Annotated in this window: 17 protein-coding genes; 8 read left to right on the top strand and 9 right to left on the bottom strand. The window is 65.6% G+C overall.

The window, feature by feature from the left end; all coding sequences use genetic code 11:
- Positions 1 to 69: 69 nt before the first annotated feature.
- Complete coding sequence (locus tag F0A17_RS17895) at positions 70 to 1353, bottom strand: MFS transporter (protein ID WP_149329720.1); 1284 nt, start codon at positions 1351 to 1353, stop codon at positions 70 to 72.
- Positions 1354 to 1527: 174 nt separating this feature from the next.
- Here F0A17_RS17895 and F0A17_RS17890 point away from each other — a divergent pair, with 174 nt between their 5' ends.
- The 8 genes from F0A17_RS17890 (at position 1528) to F0A17_RS17855 (ending at position 9653) form a co-directional block, all read left to right on the top strand.
- Positions 1528 to 3420: a histidine kinase gene (locus tag F0A17_RS17890; RefSeq protein ID WP_149329719.1), complete on the top strand. Its 1893-nt coding sequence runs from the start codon at positions 1528 to 1530 to the stop codon at positions 3418 to 3420.
- 6 nt (positions 3421 to 3426) lie between these two features.
- A complete protein-coding gene (gene narL, locus F0A17_RS17885; protein WP_149329718.1) occupies positions 3427 to 4092 on the top strand; it encodes a two-component system response regulator NarL in 666 nt (221 codons plus the stop codon).
- A 270-nt stretch (positions 4093 to 4362) separates the two neighbouring features.
- Positions 4363 to 5994, top strand: a complete 1632-nt coding sequence (locus F0A17_RS17880) for an MFS transporter (RefSeq protein ID WP_149329717.1) — start codon at positions 4363 to 4365, stop codon at positions 5992 to 5994.
- A 67-nt stretch (positions 5995 to 6061) separates the two neighbouring features.
- A complete protein-coding gene (locus tag F0A17_RS17875; protein ID WP_149329716.1) occupies positions 6062 to 6520 on the top strand; it encodes a universal stress protein in 459 nt (152 codons plus the stop codon).
- A gap of 55 nt (positions 6521 to 6575) precedes the next feature.
- Complete coding sequence (locus F0A17_RS17870; RefSeq protein WP_149329715.1) at positions 6576 to 8084, top strand: MFS transporter; 1509 nt, start codon at positions 6576 to 6578, stop codon at positions 8082 to 8084.
- 202 nt (positions 8085 to 8286) lie between these two features.
- Entirely contained in the window at positions 8287 to 8724 is a 438-nt protein-coding gene (locus tag F0A17_RS17865; RefSeq protein WP_149329714.1) for a DUF4870 family protein, read from the top strand.
- Entirely contained in the window at positions 8717 to 9298 is a 582-nt protein-coding gene (locus F0A17_RS17860; RefSeq protein WP_149329713.1) for a cytochrome c oxidase subunit 3, read from the top strand. The genes F0A17_RS17865 and F0A17_RS17860 overlap by 8 nt, the downstream gene beginning before the upstream one ends.
- A gap of 64 nt (positions 9299 to 9362) precedes the next feature.
- A complete protein-coding gene (locus tag F0A17_RS17855; RefSeq protein ID WP_149329712.1) occupies positions 9363 to 9653 on the top strand; it encodes a hypothetical protein in 291 nt (96 codons plus the stop codon).
- A gap of 70 nt (positions 9654 to 9723) precedes the next feature.
- Here the strand turns inward: F0A17_RS17855 and F0A17_RS17850 are convergent, their stop codons facing one another.
- The 8 genes from F0A17_RS17850 to F0A17_RS17815 form a co-directional block, all read right to left on the bottom strand.
- The gene (locus F0A17_RS17850; RefSeq protein ID WP_149329711.1) at positions 9724 to 9954 is read right to left on the bottom strand and encodes a hypothetical protein; all 231 of its coding nucleotides are present in this window, start codon (positions 9952 to 9954) and stop codon (positions 9724 to 9726) included.
- Between the two features lie 12 nt (positions 9955 to 9966).
- The gene (locus F0A17_RS17845) at positions 9967 to 11910 is read right to left on the bottom strand and encodes a nitric oxide reductase activation protein NorD (RefSeq protein ID WP_149329710.1); all 1944 of its coding nucleotides are present in this window, start codon (positions 11908 to 11910) and stop codon (positions 9967 to 9969) included.
- A gap of 270 nt (positions 11911 to 12180) precedes the next feature.
- The gene (locus F0A17_RS17840; protein ID WP_149329709.1) at positions 12181 to 12996 is read right to left on the bottom strand and encodes a CbbQ/NirQ/NorQ/GpvN family protein; all 816 of its coding nucleotides are present in this window, start codon (positions 12994 to 12996) and stop codon (positions 12181 to 12183) included.
- 57 nt (positions 12997 to 13053) lie between these two features.
- Positions 13054 to 14400: a cbb3-type cytochrome c oxidase subunit I gene (locus F0A17_RS17835; RefSeq protein ID WP_149329708.1), complete on the bottom strand. Its 1347-nt coding sequence runs from the start codon at positions 14398 to 14400 to the stop codon at positions 13054 to 13056.
- A 45-nt stretch (positions 14401 to 14445) separates the two neighbouring features.
- Positions 14446 to 14898 carry a c-type cytochrome gene (locus tag F0A17_RS17830; RefSeq protein WP_149329707.1) on the bottom strand — a complete coding sequence of 151 codons (453 nt, stop codon included), beginning with the start codon at positions 14896 to 14898 and terminating at the stop codon, positions 14446 to 14448.
- A gap of 260 nt (positions 14899 to 15158) precedes the next feature.
- On the bottom strand, positions 15159 to 15482 hold the full coding sequence (locus tag F0A17_RS17825; protein WP_149329706.1) for a carboxymuconolactone decarboxylase family protein: 324 nt from the start codon (positions 15480 to 15482) through the stop codon (positions 15159 to 15161).
- Between the two features lie 74 nt (positions 15483 to 15556).
- Positions 15557 to 15952: a SirB2 family protein gene (locus F0A17_RS17820; RefSeq protein ID WP_187774732.1), complete on the bottom strand. Its 396-nt coding sequence runs from the start codon at positions 15950 to 15952 to the stop codon at positions 15557 to 15559.
- A 78-nt stretch (positions 15953 to 16030) separates the two neighbouring features.
- Positions 16031 to 17233, bottom strand: coding sequence for an NnrS family protein (locus F0A17_RS17815; RefSeq protein WP_149329705.1), 1203 nt, complete (start codon positions 17231 to 17233; stop codon positions 16031 to 16033).
- Positions 17234 to 17245 lie beyond the last annotated feature (12 nt).

The raw sequence follows: 17245 nt of genomic DNA, 5'->3' as shown, positions 1-17245 counted from the left end.
ATTACTGCCCGGTTACCTCCATATACACCCTGTCTACCCACAAGGGGATAGGCGGCCCGGAGAAAGGGGTTAGTCCCCTTTGGCATGGCGCCGGGAGCGGGCGCGACTGCTCACTTCCCAGAGCATCACCAGCATGCACACCGCGAGCGCGGCGTAGAGGAACATGAAGCCGGCGGTGCGCACGCCGACCCGCTCGTTGCCGAGCACGAACATCAACGGCAACAGCGCGGCGAACAGCCCGCCGAGGGCCAGCGCCAGCCCGCCCGAGCGCACCATGTCGTCACCGTGGTCGCGGTGGATCAGGCACATCAGGCTGCCCTTGGCGATGCCCATGGCCAGGCCCATGACCGCAAGCAGCGCGGCGAAACCGGCCAGCGGCATGGAGAAGCCCAGCGTCAGGTCGCCGTGCACGCCGTGGATCTGCATGGTGAAGTCGGGGTAGGAGAGCAGGAACAGGCAGGCCATCACGCAGGCGCTGACCCACCAGCGCAGCTCGCGAAAGTCGTGTCGGTCGGCCAGTGCCCCGCCGAGGATCTGGCCCAGCCCGCCGGGTAGGGTGAAGACCAGTGCCCACAGCGCCGCCGCCATCAGCGGGAGGCGGTACTGCGCCATGAGATAGGCGGGCAGCCACAGCGCCAGCGCCACGAAGGCGCCATAGAAGAAGCTGTAGTAGAGCGCCAGGCGGCACACCGCGGGCGGCGGCAGCCCGCCGGAGCGTAGCATCAGCTTGGCAGGCACGTCGCGCAGCCCGCCGCGCCGGAGCGGATCGTCTTCAGCGAACAACCACAACAACAACGCCACCAACAGGATCGGCAGGAGATAGAGCTTGGGCGCCATGGGCCAGCCGTAGGCCTGGCTGATCAGCGGCAACAGGAAATAGGTCAGCCCGGCGCCGAGCATGCCGGCGCCGTAGAGCCCCAGCGCCAGGCCGGCATGGCGCCGCGGACACAGCGCCGCCACGTAGACCAGCCCCGCGGCCAGCGAGCCGGCGCCCACCCCCAGGCCGGCGCCGGCGAGCAGAAACTCCCAGTAATCGTGGGAATAGGCGATGGCCCATAGCAGCGGACAGATCCACAGCAGGCAGCCGATCATCACCCGCCGGCCGCCCACCAGGCGTGCCAATGCCGCCAGCGGCAGCGCCGCCAGAGCGCCGGTGAACATCGGCATGGCCAACAGCACGGCGAACTGCACCTCGCCGAAGCCCAGCCCCTGCTTCAGTTCGATGCCAAGCACGGCAAAAAGGGTCCAGCTGGCGAACACCAGGGCGAAGGCCAGCGGCGACAGCAGCACGACCACCAGCGAACGATAGTCGACCTGCAGGTCCGCGGCCGGGACTGTTTCGGCGGACGTCATGAACAGTGGGCCTCGTGGCGGGATCGTAGAGAGTCTTGTTCACCCCGTCGGCAGGGTCAAAAGGGCATACGAGGTACCTCTTTGGTAGCAGCGCCCCGCCACGCCCGGCAGATTCCGCACCGCCCCTTGGGGTATAGTGTCTCAGTTCCGTTATCATTCGGAGTTCGCGCCACCTTGAAACTGCTGCAACGCTCCCTCGTGGCCCGTATCGTTGCCTCGCTGCTGGCGATCAGCGCCATGGCCCTGATCAGCATCGTGGTGACCATGGCGGTAGCCGGCGGCAGTCGCGGCGATGCCGCAGCGATCAATGTCGCCGGCTCGCTGCGCATGAACACCTATCAGATCGTCGCCGCCCTCCAGCGCTACGAGCGCACGCCTTCCATGGAGCATCAGGCCGCTGTGCACGTGCTCAAGCGCCGCTTCGAGGCGCGCCTGCAGAGCGAGGAGTTGACCGGTGCCATTCCCGTCTCCGAAGCCCACGACCTCCGGCGCCAGTACCGCCTGGTGCTGTCGCACTGGCATAACGAGCTGGCCCCCGAGGTCAACGAGGCCGTCGACACCCGCTCGGTGAACATCGAGTCGCTCAATCGCGCCCTTGACGGTCTGGTGAGCGAGATCGACCAGATGGTTTCCCAACTCGAGCACAATACCGAAGCCAAGATCCGCCTGCTCAGCGCGCTGCAGATCCTGTTCCTGGGACTGACCGCCGTGGTGGTCGCCATCGCGCTGTACGACATCCGCCACAACCTGGTGGCGCCACTGCGCCAGCTGATGGTGCTGGCGCGCGAAGCGGCACGGCATAACTTCACTGTTCGCACCCGGCTCAAGGGCGCCGACGAATTGGCACTGCTCGGCCGCACCTTCGACAGCATGGCCGAGGAACTCGGCACCAGCTACGCCGACCTGGAGGACCGGGTCAAGCGCAAGACCCGGGAACTCGAGCGCAGCAGCGAGGTGATGCAGGTGCTCCATGACGGCAGCCGTTCGCTCTACGGCGGCGGCAACGATCTGTGCACCAGCGCTGCGCCCATGCTGCGCCAGGTGGCGGAACTGCTCGACATCGGCCCCATCCGGCTATCGCTCAACGATCCCCACGACAATCGTCAGGTGCCGATCCTCGCCACTCATTCGGCGCGACGTCCCGACTATTGCCGCGACCACGACTGCCACGCCTGCTTGATCGCCCCTCGTCCCTTGCGCCTCTCCAATACCGAAAATGGCGACTGCGTGCTGCTGCCGGTCAGCGTGGGCGACGAGATGCTGGGTACCCTGGAGATCTGGCACCCCAAGGGAGAGCGTCTCTCCGACAGCGTACGACGCCTGCTCAACGCCCTGGCCGACCAGTTGGCCACTGCCGTTTACTTGCAGCAGCGCATCGAGGAGGAGCAGCAGGTCTCGCTGATGAACGAGCGCACCATCATCGCCCGCGAACTGCACGATTCACTGGCGCAGTCGCTCTCCTACCTCAAGATGCAGGTGGCACGACTGGAGCGCATGCAGGCCAAGGACGCGCCTCGTGAGAGGCAGGCGGCGGTATTCGACGAGCTGCGCACCGGGCTCAACAGCGCCTACCGTCAACTGCGCGAGTTGCTGACCACCTTCCGCCTCAAGCTCGAGGGGCCCGGCCTGCAGACCGCCCTGCTGCAGACCACCGACGAGTTCTCCGAGCGCATGGGCGCGCCGGTGGAGCTGCACTATGACGTACCGCCTCATCTGCTCAATCCCAACGAGGAGATCCACCTCCTGCAGATCGCCCGCGAGGCGCTGAGCAATATCCACAAACACGCCCAGGCCCACTGGGCGGCCGTGACGGTACGCTTCGAGAATGCCCGTATCCTGCTGCGCATCGAGGATGACGGCGTGGGCCTGGAGGATGGCGACTCCCCCCCGATGCACTACGGATTGGTGATCATGCGCGATCGAGCCCATACGCTTAGGGGCGAGCTGCGCCTGGCCAACCGGCCCGAGGGTGGCACCCGTGTGGAAGTGACCTTCACCCCGCAGACGGCACGCCTGATCACCCGCCAGCCCGCGGAAACCACGACGCTTCACAACCAAGGAAATTGAGACGCCATGGGCCAGTCAACTCAAGAGACTCCTGCCAGCCTCCTGATCATCGATGACCACCCGCTGTTGCGCCGCGGCGTGGCCCAGCTGCTCGAACTCGAGGACGATCTCGAGCTGATCGGCGACACCGGCGAGCCGGAGGTCGGTGTGCGTCTGGCCGCCGAGCTGGATCCGGACATGATCCTGCTCGATCTCAACATGCCGGGCATGGACGGCATCCAGACACTGAAGGCGCTGCGCGAAACGGGCTACGCCGGGCGCATCGTGATGTTCACTGTCTCCGATCACGAGGACGACTTGGTCGCGGCCCTGCGCGGCGGCGCCGACGGCTACCTGCTCAAGGACATGGAACCGGAGGAGATGGTGCGTCAGCTGCGCCAGGCAGCACTGGGCCGCATGGTGGTCAGCGAGAGCCTCACCGCGCTGCTCGCCGAGGCGCTGCGCAACCAGCGCACGGCACCGGCCACCCCCGACCTTCATAGCCTGACCCAACGCGAGCGCGAGATCCTGCGTGAGCTGGCCGCCGGGCTCTCCAACAAGCTGATCGCGCGCAAGCTCGACATCTCCGAGGGCACGGTGAAGGTGCACGTCAAGCACCTGCTGAAGAAGCTCAACCTGCGCTCACGGGTCGAGGCGGCGGTATGGGCCGTGCAGGAAGGCATCGACCGATAGGGGTGGTTCTGTGTGGATACCTCCAAAGACTTCGAGGCGCCGGCAAGGCGCCTTTTTCTTGCCTGCCGTTTCTCAAGCACATAACAAAAACAATAGGTTAGAACCATACCCCCGCTACCCCTCAAGAGGTATTTCCTTGTTTTTCCAAACTTTTCGGCCGGTTTCGCCGCTCTGTTGCGCGACGTATCGTTGCGACAACGAACCTGAATTGATCCCGGTCAGGACGGACGTCGCAAGACGGGATTGGTGGAACCACGAGGGGGAAACGTCATGGCTAAAACGAGTGCCGATATCGGCAAACTCGGCGCCGGCAGACCAAGGAATGCCGACATCGAGCATTGGGACGTCGAAGACGACTCATTCTGGCAACAAACGGGCAAACGCATCGCCTCGCGCAACTTGTGGATCTCCATCCCCAGCCTGCTGATGGGCTTCGCGGTGTGGATGATGTGGGGCATGATCACTACCCAGATGCAGAACCTGGGCTTTCCGTTCACGGTGAGCGAACTGTTCACCCTGACCGCCCTGGCCGGCCTCTCCGGCGCGACCCTGCGCATTCCCGCCTCGTTCATGATCCGCATCGCCGGCGGGCGCAATACCGTATTCCTGACCACCGCCCTGCTGATGGTGCCGGCCCTGGGCACCGGCCTGGCGCTGATGAATCCCAGCACACCGCTGTGGGTCTTCCAGGCGCTGGCGCTGCTCTCCGGCATCGGCGGCGGTAACTTCGCCGCCTCGATGAGCAACATCTCGACATTCTTTCCCAAGAAACAGCAGGGCTATGCGCTGGGCATGAACGCCGGCCTCGGCAACTTCGGCGTCACCACCATGCAGATCCTGATTCCGCTGGTGATGACCGTGGGCCTCTTCGGCGCCATCGGCGGCGGCGCCATGGAACTGCAGAGTGCCAGCGGCACGCTGATCGGCCGCATCGAGGCAGGCACGCCGACCTGGATCCAAAATGCCGGCTTCGTCTGGCTGGTATTCCTGGTGCCGCTTGCCTTCCTCGGCTGGTTCGGCATGAACAACCTGCGCACCATCACGCCCAACCCGGGCACGCCGACGCAGGCCTTCGGCAAAATTCTCGGCCTCTATGCCGTGGGCGCCGCCACCAGCATCGTCGGCATGTTCGCGCTCAACCTGCTGGGCATGTGGCTCGCCTTGCCATTGACCATCGTGCTGACCCTGGGGCTGATGCGCCTGCTGCCCGGCGAGATCAAGCCCAACATCCAGAAGCAGTTCGCCATCTTCTCGAACAAGCATACCTGGTCGATGACCGTGCTCTACATCCTCACCTTCGGTTCGTTCATCGGCTTCTCCGCGGCGCTGCCGCTCTCCATCAATGTCATCTTCGGCAACATGATGGAAGTCGCCGCCGACGGTAGCGTGGCACGTGTCGCCAACCCCGACGGCCCCAGCGCCCTGACCTGGGCCTGGATGGGCCCCTTCGTCGGCGCCCTGATCCGCCCTATCGGCGGCTGGATCTCCGACAAGATGGGCGGTTCGATTGTCACCCAGGCGGTCTCGGTGATCATGGTGGTGGCCTCGGCAGTGACCGGCTACGTGATGATGCTGGCCTACAACGCTACCGACCCCAACAGCTATTTCGCCCTGTTCATGCTGTTGTTCGTGATTCTGTTCGCTGCCAGCGGCATCGGCAACGGCTCCACTTTTCGTACCATCGGCGTGATCTTCGACCAGCACCAGAAGGGCCCGGTGCTGGGCTGGACCTCCGCCGTGGCCGCCTACGGCGCCTTCATCGCCCCGCGGGTGATGGGCGAGCAGATCCAGGCCGGCACCCCCGAGCTCGCCATGTACGGCTTCGCGATCTTCTATGCAGTGTGCCTGGTGATCAACTGGTGGTTCTACCTGCGCCCCAACGCCTACGTCCAAAACCCCTGATGCGGTCGTCGATGCTCTGGCATGACGCCAGAGCACGCTTCTTACCTTGCCTCTGCGGAGGGATGCCATGAAAGTCATGATCGCTTACGACGGCTCGCGAAACGCCAAGCTGGCCTTGGCTCAGAGCGTCAGCCTGTTTCGCTGCAATTCGCCCACCCTGCTGCTGGTCGGCGTGGCCGAAAACCCCGGTGACGCCACCGACGCCAACGAGACGCTGTTCCAGCAGGAGTACGAAGAACTCAAGGCGGCGCTCAAGGAGGGCGCCGACTTCGCCCGCCAGGAGGGCTTCGAGGCGGATTGGTTACTGGCCGAAGGCGATGCCCGCAAGATGCTGTTGCACGCCACCCAGAAGCACCGGCCGGACGTGCTGGTCATCGCCCGCCACAGCAGCAAGCCCGACGGCGGCATCATCGCCCAATCGCTGAGCTATTTCGTCGACGAGCTCGACTACATGACCTTCGGCAAGGTCAGCGCTTTCCTGGCCCGTCGTGTCGAATGTCCGTTGCTGATCCTGCCCAGCCCATGAACCGCGATCCCGTTATCCGTGGCTGTCCGAGCTCTCACTTCAGGATGATACGACCATGAAAGTCGCCGACCTATTCAAGTTCCGCACTCCCGAGGTCCGGGCGCTGCACCTGACCTGGATTGCGTTCTTCATCACCTTCTACGTCTGGTTCAACATGGCGCCGCTCGCCTCGAGCATGCTCAAGAGCGTCGACTGGCTGACCCCGGAAGACATCAAGCTGTTCGCCATCTGCAACGTGGCACTGACCATTCCCGCGCGCATCATCGTGGGCATGGCGCTCGACCGCTTCGGCCCGCGCCGGGTGTTCTCGGTGCTGATGGTCACCATGTCGATCCCCGCCCTGGTGTTCGCCTTCGGCACCTCCATGACCCAACTGTTGGTCGCTCGCCTGGTGCTGAGCTCCGTGGGCGCAAGCTTCGTGGTCGGCATCCACATGACGGCACTGTGGTTCAAGCCCAAGCACATCGGCTTCGCCGAGGGCTTCTACGCCGGCTGGGGCAACTTCGGCTCCGCCGCCGCCGCCATGACCCTGCCGACCATCGCCCTCGCCTGGTACGGCGGCCCCGACGGCTGGCGTTGGGCCATCGCCCAGAGCGCCATCGTCATGGCCGCCTACGGCATCTACTACTGGTTCGCCATCACCGACGGTCCCGATGCCAAGGCCCACCGCAAACCGCGCAAGGCGCTGGCCATGGAGGTGAGCTCCTGGGGCGACATGATCAAGCTGACCCTGTGGACCATCCCGCTGGTGGGCTGCCTGGCGATACTGGTATGGCGCATCGAAGGCATGGGCTATCTCTCCAGCACCGGTGCGGTGATCTGCTACGTGGCGATTGCCGCGGTGGTGATCTACCAAGTCGGACAGATCCTGCGTGTCAACGTGCCGATCCTGAAGAAGGGCGTGCCGGAGGACGACAAGTACTCGTTCAACAGCGTGGCCGCGCTCAACAGCACCTACTTCGCCAACTTCGGCGCCGAGCTGGCCGTGGTCTCGATGCTGCCGATGTTCTTCGAGCAGACCTGGGGGCTGACCGCCGCCGCCGCGGGCCTGATTGCCGCCTCGTTCGCCTTCGTCAACCTGGTGGCGCGCCCCATGGGCGGCCTGGTCTCCGACCGCCTGGGCAATCGCCGCTTCGTGATGCTCAGCTACATGTTCGGCATCGGCATCGGCTTCGTGCTGATGGGCCTGCTCAACTCGAACTGGCCGTTGATCGTCGCCATCGCCATCACCATCTTTACCTCCTTCTTCGTGCAGGGGGCGGAAGGCGCGACCTTCGGCATCATTCCCTCGATCAAGCGCCGCATCACCGGCCAGATTTCGGGCATGGCCGGCGCCTACGGCAACGTGGGGGCGGTGGTCTACCTGACCATCTTCACCTTCGTCACCCCAACCCAGTTCTTCTTCATCATCGCCACCGGCGCCTTCCTCAGCTGGCTGATCTGCCTGGTGTGGCTGAAGGAACCGGAAGGGGCGTTCGACGAGGAGTACTACGTCTCCTCCGTCGACCGCCTGATTGAAGAACAGGAGCTGACCGCGAGCCAGGCCAAGCCGCAGCAAGGCTAAGCCGGTTGGGCGCATCAAAAGGCGGCGACTTCGGTCGCCGCTTTTTCCTGTACACCCTGCGACATCCCACCGCCCCCTAATCCCTAGTGAAACGGTCGGGCATTGATCTGCGACAAGGATGTTTTCGCCAGGCTGCGGCACAGTAGAACGAGAACTTTCAGGCGAACCTTCGTCTGCCAGCCGACCCGACCAGGAGGTAGCCATGCCTTCGAATACCGTGACCTTCCCGCACACCGCCGCCCAAGGCGACGAGCGCGGTACCAAGCTCGCCGCGGTGATCTACATCCTCTTCCTCGGCAGCATCATGGCGGTGGTCACGGCCCCGGCCGGCGTGCTGGTGGCGCATCTGCGTCGGCGCCAGGTGGCCGACTGGGTCGCCACCCACCTGCAGTTCCAGATCCGTACCTTCTGGCTCGGCATCGCCGGCGCGGCACTCTGCCTGGCGGCGTGGCAAGTGCTGGGAATAATGGGCGCGCCCTCGTGGGCGCCCTGGGCGCTGGGCTACGCCTTCTTCACCGCCTGCCTGATCTGGATGGTGGGGCGCTGCGGGGTGGGCATCCATCGGCTGATGGCGGGACGTGCCATCGAGGCCCCGCGCAGCCTGTGGCTCGGCGGCGCCAGCGTGAGCCTGCATGACTGAAGCCAACCAATCCCGTCCTTTGCCCAACCCGGGCTGGGGGCCGCTCTCCACGCTGCCCGGCAACCCGCTGATGTGGGTGCTGATTCTGAGCGAGGTAGTGGTCTTCACCGCCTTCTTCGCCCTCTATGCCTGGCATCGCGCCGGCGACGTCACCGGCTTCAACGCCGCCCAGCGTGAGCTCGACCCGCTGATGGGCGGGCTCAACACTCTGGTACTGCTCACCAGCGGCCTGTGCGTGGCGCTGGCGGTGGAGGCGATCGCCGCCGCCCGTCGCCGACGTGCTCGCCAGTGGCTGGCGGCAAGCATGGGGCTCGGGGCGCTGTTCTGCGTGATCAAGGTCATCGAGTATGGCGGCAAGTTCTCCGCCGGCATCACGCCGGAGACCCATCTCTTCTTCGGCTACTACTACGGCCTGACCGCCTTTCACTTCGCCCACGTGCTGTTCGGCCTGGGGCTGCTGACGCTGGTGACCTGGCGCACCTCGACCGAGAACGTCGAGACGGCGGCGGCCTTCTGGCACATGGTCGACCTGATCTGGATTTTGCTCTATCCGCTGATCTATTTACTGCGCTGAAGGCTCTTTGTTGCGCTGAGGGCTCCTTATTACGCTTAGGGCTCTCTCAACCCACGAGGTGACCATGACCGCACTCCCCGGTACCCGCCGCCTGGTGATCACCTGGCTCACGCTGATGGCACTGACGCTGGTGGCGATGTTCTCCGCGCGCCTGGACCAGGCCAGTTGGGAGCCGCTGCCGCTGGCCTCGGCGCTGCTGGTACTCGTCGCCACCGGGTTCAAGGCCCAGCGGCTGCTGATGGTCTATCTCAACCTGCGCGCGTCGACGCCGGCCTGGAAGGGCACCTTCGTGGGGCTGGTGCTGTTGACGCTGGCGCTGATCGGCGCCGGTTATGCAACGCCGCGACTGGTCTGAGCCGCAGTGGAGCTGAACGACATCGCCCGGCCGAATGGCCGGGCGATGCGTTACTGGCTCTCACTTGCCGCTAGCGGGGAGGCCGGTCGCGGGTCGACGAGTGCGGCAGCGGCGGCGGGTTGCGTGCCCAGGCTTCCAGCACCCGGGCCAGGCGCATCAGGCCGTAGACGATGACAGGGACGAGCAGCATCAGCCCGACGCCCCAGTCGCGGTTGTGGATCAGCCAGGCGATCGGTAGCACCACCGCCAGGCCAATGGTGAGCCCGATGGCGACGGCGATGGCGAGTCGAGGATGTGTCATGTTCCTGCCTCCTCAGTGTCCGATGATCTGACGGTAGATACCCGGCAGGGCGAGCGAGAGGTGCTCGGGCCGGTTGACGATGGCGTATCTGCCGCGGCCGAACAGGTGCGGCACGTAGCGATGCCCTTCGCTGTCGACGGTGACGCCGAACACCCGAACCTCCTGCTGACGCGTCTCGAGCACGGCCCGGCGGGTGTCCTCGATGCCGTAGCGGCCCTCGTAGTAGTCGGTATCGTTGGGCTTGCCGTCGGTCAGTACCAGCAGCAGCCGGTGGCGATTGGGCCGCTTGGCGAGTTCCTGGGTCGCGTGGCGAATCGCCGGCCCCATGCGCGTGTAGTGGCCCGGCTTGAGCGCGGCAATGCGCCGCCCCACGCGGTCGCCCATGGGCTCGTCGAAGCCCTTGAGCGTATTGACCCACACCTTGTGGCGGCGCTGCGAGGTGAAGCAGTGGATGGCGTAGTCGTCGCCGCAGCCGGCAAGGCCATGCCCCAGCACCAGCAGCGCCTCCTTCTCGACGTCGAGCACGCGCCGGTCCTCGAGCCAGGCCTCGGTGGAGAGCGAGACGTCGATCAGGATCGACACCGCCAGATCACGGGCCTGTTGGCGCGCCGCCAGATAGAGCCGGTCGCTCGACTCGCCGGTGGCCGCCAGGTCGCAGCGCGAGCGGATCACCGCGTCCATGTCGAGTTCGGTGCCGTCGAGCTGACCGCGCAGGATCTCGCGCCGCGGGCGCAGCGCCTCGAATTCGCGGCGCACCTTGCGAATGCGACGCCGCGTGGCCTCGTCGGGCTCCCACTGCTCGCCCTCCTCGCTCTGCACGTCGCTCAGGACCACGCAGTGATCGGGCAGGTAGATCTGCTTGCGGTGGTGCCACTCGGGATAGGTGTGGCGCCCGCTCAGGCGGCCGCCGCAGGCCTCGTCGGGCGCCAGGTCGAGGTCGAGCTTGAGCCGCGAGGCGGCCTGCTTGCGGTGGGGGCTGAGCACGATCTCGTCGATCTGGTCAGCGGCCTCCTTGGCCGTCTCCTCCTCCTCGTCCTCGACGTGACGATTGAGGTTCACCATCTCGGCCCAGGAGAGCATCTTCTCCGAGGCGTTGAGCATCAGCGGGTCGTCGCGGTCGGCCTGGTCCTGCTCGCGGCGATCGGCCTTGCGCTTGCCGCCGTCGTCGGCCTGCGGGTCGCGCCGCACGGCGACGTCGGAGTCGTCGTCGATGGCTTCGCGCTCGCTAGCACGCGTTCCCAGCGCCACCACGTCGCCCCATAACGGGACCGGCAAAGGCGGGCGATAGCCGCGCGGAGCGTGGAAGTTCTCCAGCGGCAGGCTGGGGTCGAGAATGGCATCGTGCATGGCGAGCGGCCAGCCCGCCTGGGGCGCCGGGCCGCCCAGTTGGGCGAGCAGGGCCGATTCGAGGGCGACCTCCATGGGCGGCAGGCGCTTGCGCTGGGGCCGCACCGCGAGCAGCGCCCGGCACAGGCGGGTGTGCCGCTCGGCCAGGCCCGGGAAGCGTTCGAGCACCGCCCCGGTGGTTCGGCGCGCCAGGCGCAGGGCCTGCAGGTCGCGTTGCAACGGATCGTCGAGCCTGGCCGGAAGCTCGCCCAGGGCAAGATAAGCGGTCAACCACAGGTAGAGGTCGCGGTTGAGCTCGGCTTGGGGGAACAAGGCGATGCGCGGCGGCAGCAGCAGGTGCTCCTCGTCGCGGCGTGCCTGGTCCAGCGGCTCCTCGTCCAGGCCCAGACGCTGGCGCAACGACAGCCGATGGCTCGAGTTGCGCCGGGCGATGGCGGCCACCTCGACGCCGGCCTCGCCGCCGCTGCTGCGGAAGAACACGCCGAGCATGTTGCGCAGCGAGTCGAGGCGTACCGCCGCCTCGGGGTGGTCGGGATAGCTGGCCGCACTGGAGGCCCAGCGGTGCCAGCGGCGACCGACGAACTCCTCGACCTCTAGAAAATCCAGCATCTTCAGCCCTCCCGGGGAACCACTGACATGCAGCTCAGTTAACCGCCGGGGCTTTCCCGAGGGCAGACCTCCGGAAGGCCGGCCCCGCGCGAAGGCGCTGTAACCCCTCCCTGGGCGCTACTTTTGCCCTGCTTCGCTCTCGCATCCTGCTCCGCTTGCAGGACCGGTGCTGGCCATCCATGGCCAGCCCGTTCAGAGCAATGCTCCTCACCCATGGCAAAAGACCTTCGCTGCGGCCTGCCCTCGGCGCCCTAGCTTGGCAGTGTGTGCTTATCCAAATGTCGCCTTGATCGCTTCCATCAACCCCTGCTGCACGTCCTGATCGTCCGATAGCGGCTCGACCAGGGTGGCGCAGGCGGCGTCGAGGATCGGCATGCCGGCGTTGATCAGCGTGGCGCAGTAGACCAGTAGGCGCGTGGAGACGCCCTCCTCCAGGTCCTGCCCCTTCATGGCGCGCAGGCTGGCGGCCAGGTTGACCAGCGCGGCGCAGCGCTCAAAGGCCAGGCCGCTCTCGCGCGCGACGATCTCGCACTCCACGCGGGGCGGCGGGAAATCGAACGACATCGCCACGAAGCGTTGGCGGGTGCTCGGCTTGAGCGACTTGAGGATGTGCTGGTAGCCGGGGTTGTAGGAGACCACCAACATGAAATCGTCGGGCGCCTCGAGCAGCTCGCCGGTACGTTCCAGCGGCAGCAGCCGGCGGTCATCGGTGAGCGGGTGCAGCACCACGGTGACGTCCTTGCGCGCCTCGACCACTTCGTCGAGATAGCAGATGCCGCCCTCGCGCACGGCGCGGGTCAGCGGGCCGTCGACCCAGCGGGTCTCGCCGCCCTGCAGCAGGTAGCGGCCGGTGAGGTCGGCGGCGGTCAGGTCGTCGTGGCACGACACGGTAAACAGCGGCCGGCCGAGCTTCGCCGCCATGTGGCTGACGAAGCGCGTCTTGCCGCAGCCGGTCGGTCCCTTGAGCAGCAGCGGCAGGCGCTGCCGGTAGGCCTGCTCGAACAGGGCGCACTCGTTGCCGACCGGCTCGTAGTAGGGCAGCTCCTGCTTGAATGCTTGGGCGGAAGCGGTAGCGATATGGGACATGGGCGTCACTCCGGGGGAAGGCTCGATGGGGCGTTTGCACGCCCCATCGAGTGACGGTCACTCGGTAGCGGCCAAGGGCCGGCTGGAAGCGGGCACTTGCTCGCGTGCGGGACCGAAGAACGAGTAGATCAGCATCACCGCCGCAACGGTCACGGCCACGCCGGTACCCAGGCGCATGATGTAGAACAGGTCGAGCTGGCTCTGTACCTGCATGTAGTTCATGCCCAGCACCCGCTGCAGGTGCGTCTGCACGACACCGGCGAAGGTCAGGGTGAAGGTCATGAAGCACATGGCCGAGGTCATGATCCAGAAGCCCCACATGTTCAGCACCTGGTTGTAGGGCTGGCTGCGGCGGATCTGCGGCATGGCGTAGGTGATCACGCCGAGGATCAGCATCACGTAGGCGCCGTAGAAGGCCAGGTGGCCGTGCGCGGCGGTGAGCTGGGTGCCATGGGTGTAGTAGTTGATGAACGACAGGGTGTGCATGAAGCCCCACACGCCGGCGCCGAAGAAGGCGATGGTCGGGCAGCCCAGCGCCCACAGCATGGCCGCCTTGTTGGGGTGGTTACGGCTGCCCTTCCAGAACATGTAGAAGGCGAACACCACCATGGCGAAGAACGGGATCACCTCGAGCGTCGAGAAGATGCTGCCGATGGGCTGCCAGTAGCTCGGCGCGCCGATCCAGTAGTAGTGATGACCGGTGCCCAGCAGGCCCGAGAACAGCGACAGGCCGACGATCACGTAGAGCCACTTCTCGATGACCTCGCGGTCGACGCCGGACATCTTGATCAGCAGGTAGCCGAGCAGCGAGGCCATGATCAGCTCCCACACGCCCTCGACCCACAGGTGCACGACCCACCACCAGTAAAGCTTGTCCACCGCCAGGTTGGAGGGGTTGTAGAAGGCGAACAGCCAGAACACCGCCGCCAGCCACAGGCCCAGCATCAGCACCAGGTTGATGGCCGTCTTGCGCCCCTTGAGCAGGGTCATGCTGGTGTTGAACAGGAAGATCAGGTACGAAATGGTGATCAACACCTTGATCCAGAACGGCTGCTCAAGGAATTCGCGGCCCTCGTGAATGCCGAACTGGTAGCCCACCAGGGCCGCCGCACCGGCGAAGGCGAAGATGGCCAGCTGCAGGTAGGCCAGGCCGGGGCTGTGGATCTCCTGCTCGGCCTCTTCCGGCATCAGGTAGTAGGTACAGCCCATGAAGCCGATCAATAGCCACACGATCAGCAAGTTGGTATGGCTGACGCGCATGATGTTGAACGGCATCATCTCGGCCAAGAAGTGGGGGGACACATAAACCGTCGCCGCCAGCAGGCCGAAGACGATCTGCAGTGCGAAGAGAGCCATGGCCACGGCGAAGAATGGCAGGGCCACCTTCTGGGTTTCGTATTTCATCGGTATCGTTCTCCTTGCCTCATCCCGGGTTCACCTCGCACGGCATTAGCCGGCGGGGTGCGGGGGCCAGTTCTGGTCGTCGATGGAGTCGGTCCACTCGAGGAAATCGATCAGCGCGGTCATCTCCTCGTCGCTAAGATCGAAATACGGCATTTGGCGACGCCCCGGCGCGCCGGTCGGCTGGGCGCGCATCCAGGCGGTCAGCGCCATGCGCGCGCCCTCCGGATTGCTATGGCCACCATAACGCTCCCAGACGTTGGCCAATTCGGGAGCGAAATAGGCGCCTTCGCCCATGATGCTGTGGCAGTTGATGCACATGTTCTTCTCCCACACATGCTTGCCCAGCTCGACGGATTCGGTGAGTCCCGCCTTGTCGGTGGATTTGTTCACCATGTACCAGTGGCTGTGTGCCGTCAGTGCGGTAAACAACAGGAAGAAGAACAGCGAACCGCCATAGAAAATGTTGCGCGCCGCCGCCTTGGTGAGGCCTTCGGTCATGGCCATCCCCCCTTGCTAGTTTGGCTTGCCTACGGGACCTGCGGCCGAGGTCGGCGCGTCCCACCCCTTAAAGATGCATATTTGATGCATGTTTAGGTTAGCAGCTCCGAGCGGAGCCAGACATTGACGCCGATCAACACGCGGGCGAAGAGAGGGAAAACGGCGGATATAGCGGGCTCGACAGCCCTGTGTCGGAATGTCGCACGGCGGGTCGAGGCGGAATGCAGAAAGGGTGCAACGCCCTTCGCCCGCGCAGTCGTTTATCTTCTGGCGTCGGTGATGTCCGCGATCCAGGTCAGCGCCGCCACCCCGGCCGGCAGTCCCAGGGTGGGAATCGCCAGCATGGCCACCTGCTTGAGCGCCTCGGGCTCGATCCCCTCGTCGAGCGCTCGACGCATGTGCGAATGCACGGCTCCCTCGGAGCCGCCACCCACGGCCAGCGCGAGCTTGACCAGGCGCCGCGTGCGGGCATCCAACGGTCCCGCTTCGGCGCATGCCTTGCCCAGTGCGGCATAGGCGCGCCACACCTCGGGATAGTCGTCGGCCACCTTGCCGGCGCCGGAGGGAAGGTCTTGGTTGGCCATGCGAGACTCCTCGTTCCTGACGTTCGACACGTTGCGGCTATCCAGTATAGAGCGACACCCCATGGTAGCCAGCGTCACTGCCAGGCTGCGAACCACAGCGGATCCTTGCTCAGCGCCGTGCCGAATATGTAAGCAAAGGTGAGTATCGCCGCGACCGCGGCGACGCCGCGAGCCTTGATGCTGCGTCCATGCTTGATCGCCCGGGTTCCCAGCAGGATGTAGCCCAGCAGCGCCAGCAGCTTGGCGGCGAGCCACGGGTGCTGGTGCGGCCACATCGAGAGTGTGACCATCAACGTGATACCCAGCAGCAGCAGCAGAGTATCGTTGACGTGGGGCACGATCCTCACCCACCGCCGCTGCAGGATCGGCGCCTCGCGTACCGACCACCAGGCGCGCATGACGAAGAGGGTCAGGCTCAGCACCGCCGTGGTCATGTGCAGGTGCTTGATCAGCAGGTAGTGTTCGATCATCCGATGCTCCGGTTCCATGGCGCCGGCCCGCCTCCTTACCGTTGGGCGAGAAAGCGGGCCAGCCGGTCTTGTACGGCGCTAGCCGTCCTGTCCGTCGACGCGGGCACTCAACAGCGGCCGCGTATAGTGGAACAGGAAGATCAGGTAAGCGCCACACCAGAACAGGATACTCAGGTTATAGGTCCAGTGGGTGATCTGCGGGAAGACCGCCAGCACCGGCGAGCGCAGCAGGGCGGCGGCGAACATCAGCGCCAGGCCGACGCCGATCCCCGGCAGGGTGCGGATCTGACGCCCGGTATGGCCCAGCGAGACCCGCGCCATCATTGCCAGCATCATTGCCCCGATGCCGCCAATGGCCAGTGCATGCACGGCGAGTTCGACGCGAAAAGCCCCGAGCAGCGCCATCGCCCACATCGCCAGGCCCACCGGAACGAAGGCATAGCTGAGATGCAGCCCCCACAGCAGCGGTTCGTGCAGCGTGCGGTGGCCCTCCCAGCGCGCCAGGCGCACGAGGCTGGCGATTGCTGCCACCAGCATCATCGCGGCCATCAGCACAGCGGGCACCGCCACGCCGAGCAGCACAGCGAGCTGCAGCAACACCACCGCCAGGACCGAGCCCAGGGTCAGCTTCTCGAGCAGCGGGATCGGCGCCGGCTGCGGCCGCCCCAGCTTGCGCGAGGTGAAGAAGGGAATCACCCGGCCGCCGAGGAGCACCATCAGCACGGCGATCAGCAGTATCCCGAGGTAGGCTCCCTGGCGGATCAGCTCTGTCCTGCCCTGAGCGGCGCCGAGATGCATGGCCAGGTTGGCCATGGCCAGCAGCAGCAACACCGGCACGAACATCAGGTTGCGCCACAGCTTGGCGGCGATGACCAGGCGGGCCATGGCCAACGCCGCCAGCGGCAGGAAGGCCACATCGACCGCGGCCGGGACCCAGCTCGGCAGCCCCGCTGGAAACGCCAGCAGCACCCGCGCCGCCAGCCACAGCCCCACCAGAACGATTAATGGCGCGCCGTGCAAGCTGCGCCGTCCGGCCCAGTTCTGCACCGCGGTCAGCAGGAAACCCACCACCACGGCGGCACCGAAGCCGAACAGCATCTCGTGCTGGTGCCACCAGATCAGCCCACCCCGGGGGCGCAACAGAATGTCGCCGTGCCAGAAGGCGAACCACACTCCCATGGCCAGCACGCTGAACAGCGACGCGAGCAGGAAGAAGGGACGAAAGGCCAGGCGCGTCATGGGGAGGCGATTCAGGCGGGTAACGAAGAGCGGAGGTTTCATGGCGATAAATCC

The sequence above is a fragment of the Billgrantia pellis genome (assembly GCF_008297955.1).
GTDB lineage: Bacteria > Pseudomonadota > Gammaproteobacteria > Pseudomonadales > Halomonadaceae > Halomonas > Halomonas pellis.
Note: the sequence above shows the minus strand (reverse complement) of the source record. Positions and strands in the feature narration are given on the sequence as shown.

What these genes read in the sequence shown, in the direction of transcription:
- F0A17_RS17895 (WP_149329720.1), bottom strand. Translation starts at nt 1,353, where the DNA reads ATGACGTCCGCCGAAACAGTCCCGGCCGCGGACCTGCAGGTCGACTAT.
- narL (WP_149329718.1), top strand. Translation starts at nt 3,427, where the DNA reads ATGGGCCAGTCAACTCAAGAGACTCCTGCCAGCCTCCTGATCATCGAT.
- F0A17_RS17880 (WP_149329717.1), top strand. Translation starts at nt 4,363, where the DNA reads ATGGCTAAAACGAGTGCCGATATCGGCAAACTCGGCGCCGGCAGACCA.
- F0A17_RS17875 (WP_149329716.1), top strand. Translation starts at nt 6,062, where the DNA reads ATGAAAGTCATGATCGCTTACGACGGCTCGCGAAACGCCAAGCTGGCC.
- F0A17_RS17870 (WP_149329715.1), top strand. Translation starts at nt 6,576, where the DNA reads ATGAAAGTCGCCGACCTATTCAAGTTCCGCACTCCCGAGGTCCGGGCG.
- F0A17_RS17865 (WP_149329714.1), top strand. Translation starts at nt 8,287, where the DNA reads ATGCCTTCGAATACCGTGACCTTCCCGCACACCGCCGCCCAAGGCGAC.
- F0A17_RS17860 (WP_149329713.1), top strand. Translation starts at nt 8,717, where the DNA reads ATGACTGAAGCCAACCAATCCCGTCCTTTGCCCAACCCGGGCTGGGGG.
- F0A17_RS17855 (WP_149329712.1), top strand. Translation starts at nt 9,363, where the DNA reads ATGACCGCACTCCCCGGTACCCGCCGCCTGGTGATCACCTGGCTCACG.
- F0A17_RS17850 (WP_149329711.1), bottom strand. Translation starts at nt 9,954, where the DNA reads ATGACACATCCTCGACTCGCCATCGCCGTCGCCATCGGGCTCACCATT.
- F0A17_RS17845 (WP_149329710.1), bottom strand. Translation starts at nt 11,910, where the DNA reads ATGCTGGATTTTCTAGAGGTCGAGGAGTTCGTCGGTCGCCGCTGGCAC.
- F0A17_RS17840 (WP_149329709.1), bottom strand. Translation starts at nt 12,996, where the DNA reads ATGTCCCATATCGCTACCGCTTCCGCCCAAGCATTCAAGCAGGAGCTG.
- F0A17_RS17835 (WP_149329708.1), bottom strand. Translation starts at nt 14,400, where the DNA reads ATGAAATACGAAACCCAGAAGGTGGCCCTGCCATTCTTCGCCGTGGCC.
- F0A17_RS17830 (WP_149329707.1), bottom strand. Translation starts at nt 14,898, where the DNA reads ATGACCGAAGGCCTCACCAAGGCGGCGGCGCGCAACATTTTCTATGGC.
- F0A17_RS17825 (WP_149329706.1), bottom strand. Translation starts at nt 15,482, where the DNA reads ATGGCCAACCAAGACCTTCCCTCCGGCGCCGGCAAGGTGGCCGACGAC.
- F0A17_RS17820 (WP_187774732.1), bottom strand. Translation starts at nt 15,952, where the DNA reads ATGATCGAACACTACCTGCTGATCAAGCACCTGCACATGACCACGGCG.
- F0A17_RS17815 (WP_149329705.1), bottom strand. Translation starts at nt 17,233, where the DNA reads ATGAAACCTCCGCTCTTCGTTACCCGCCTGAATCGCCTCCCCATGACG.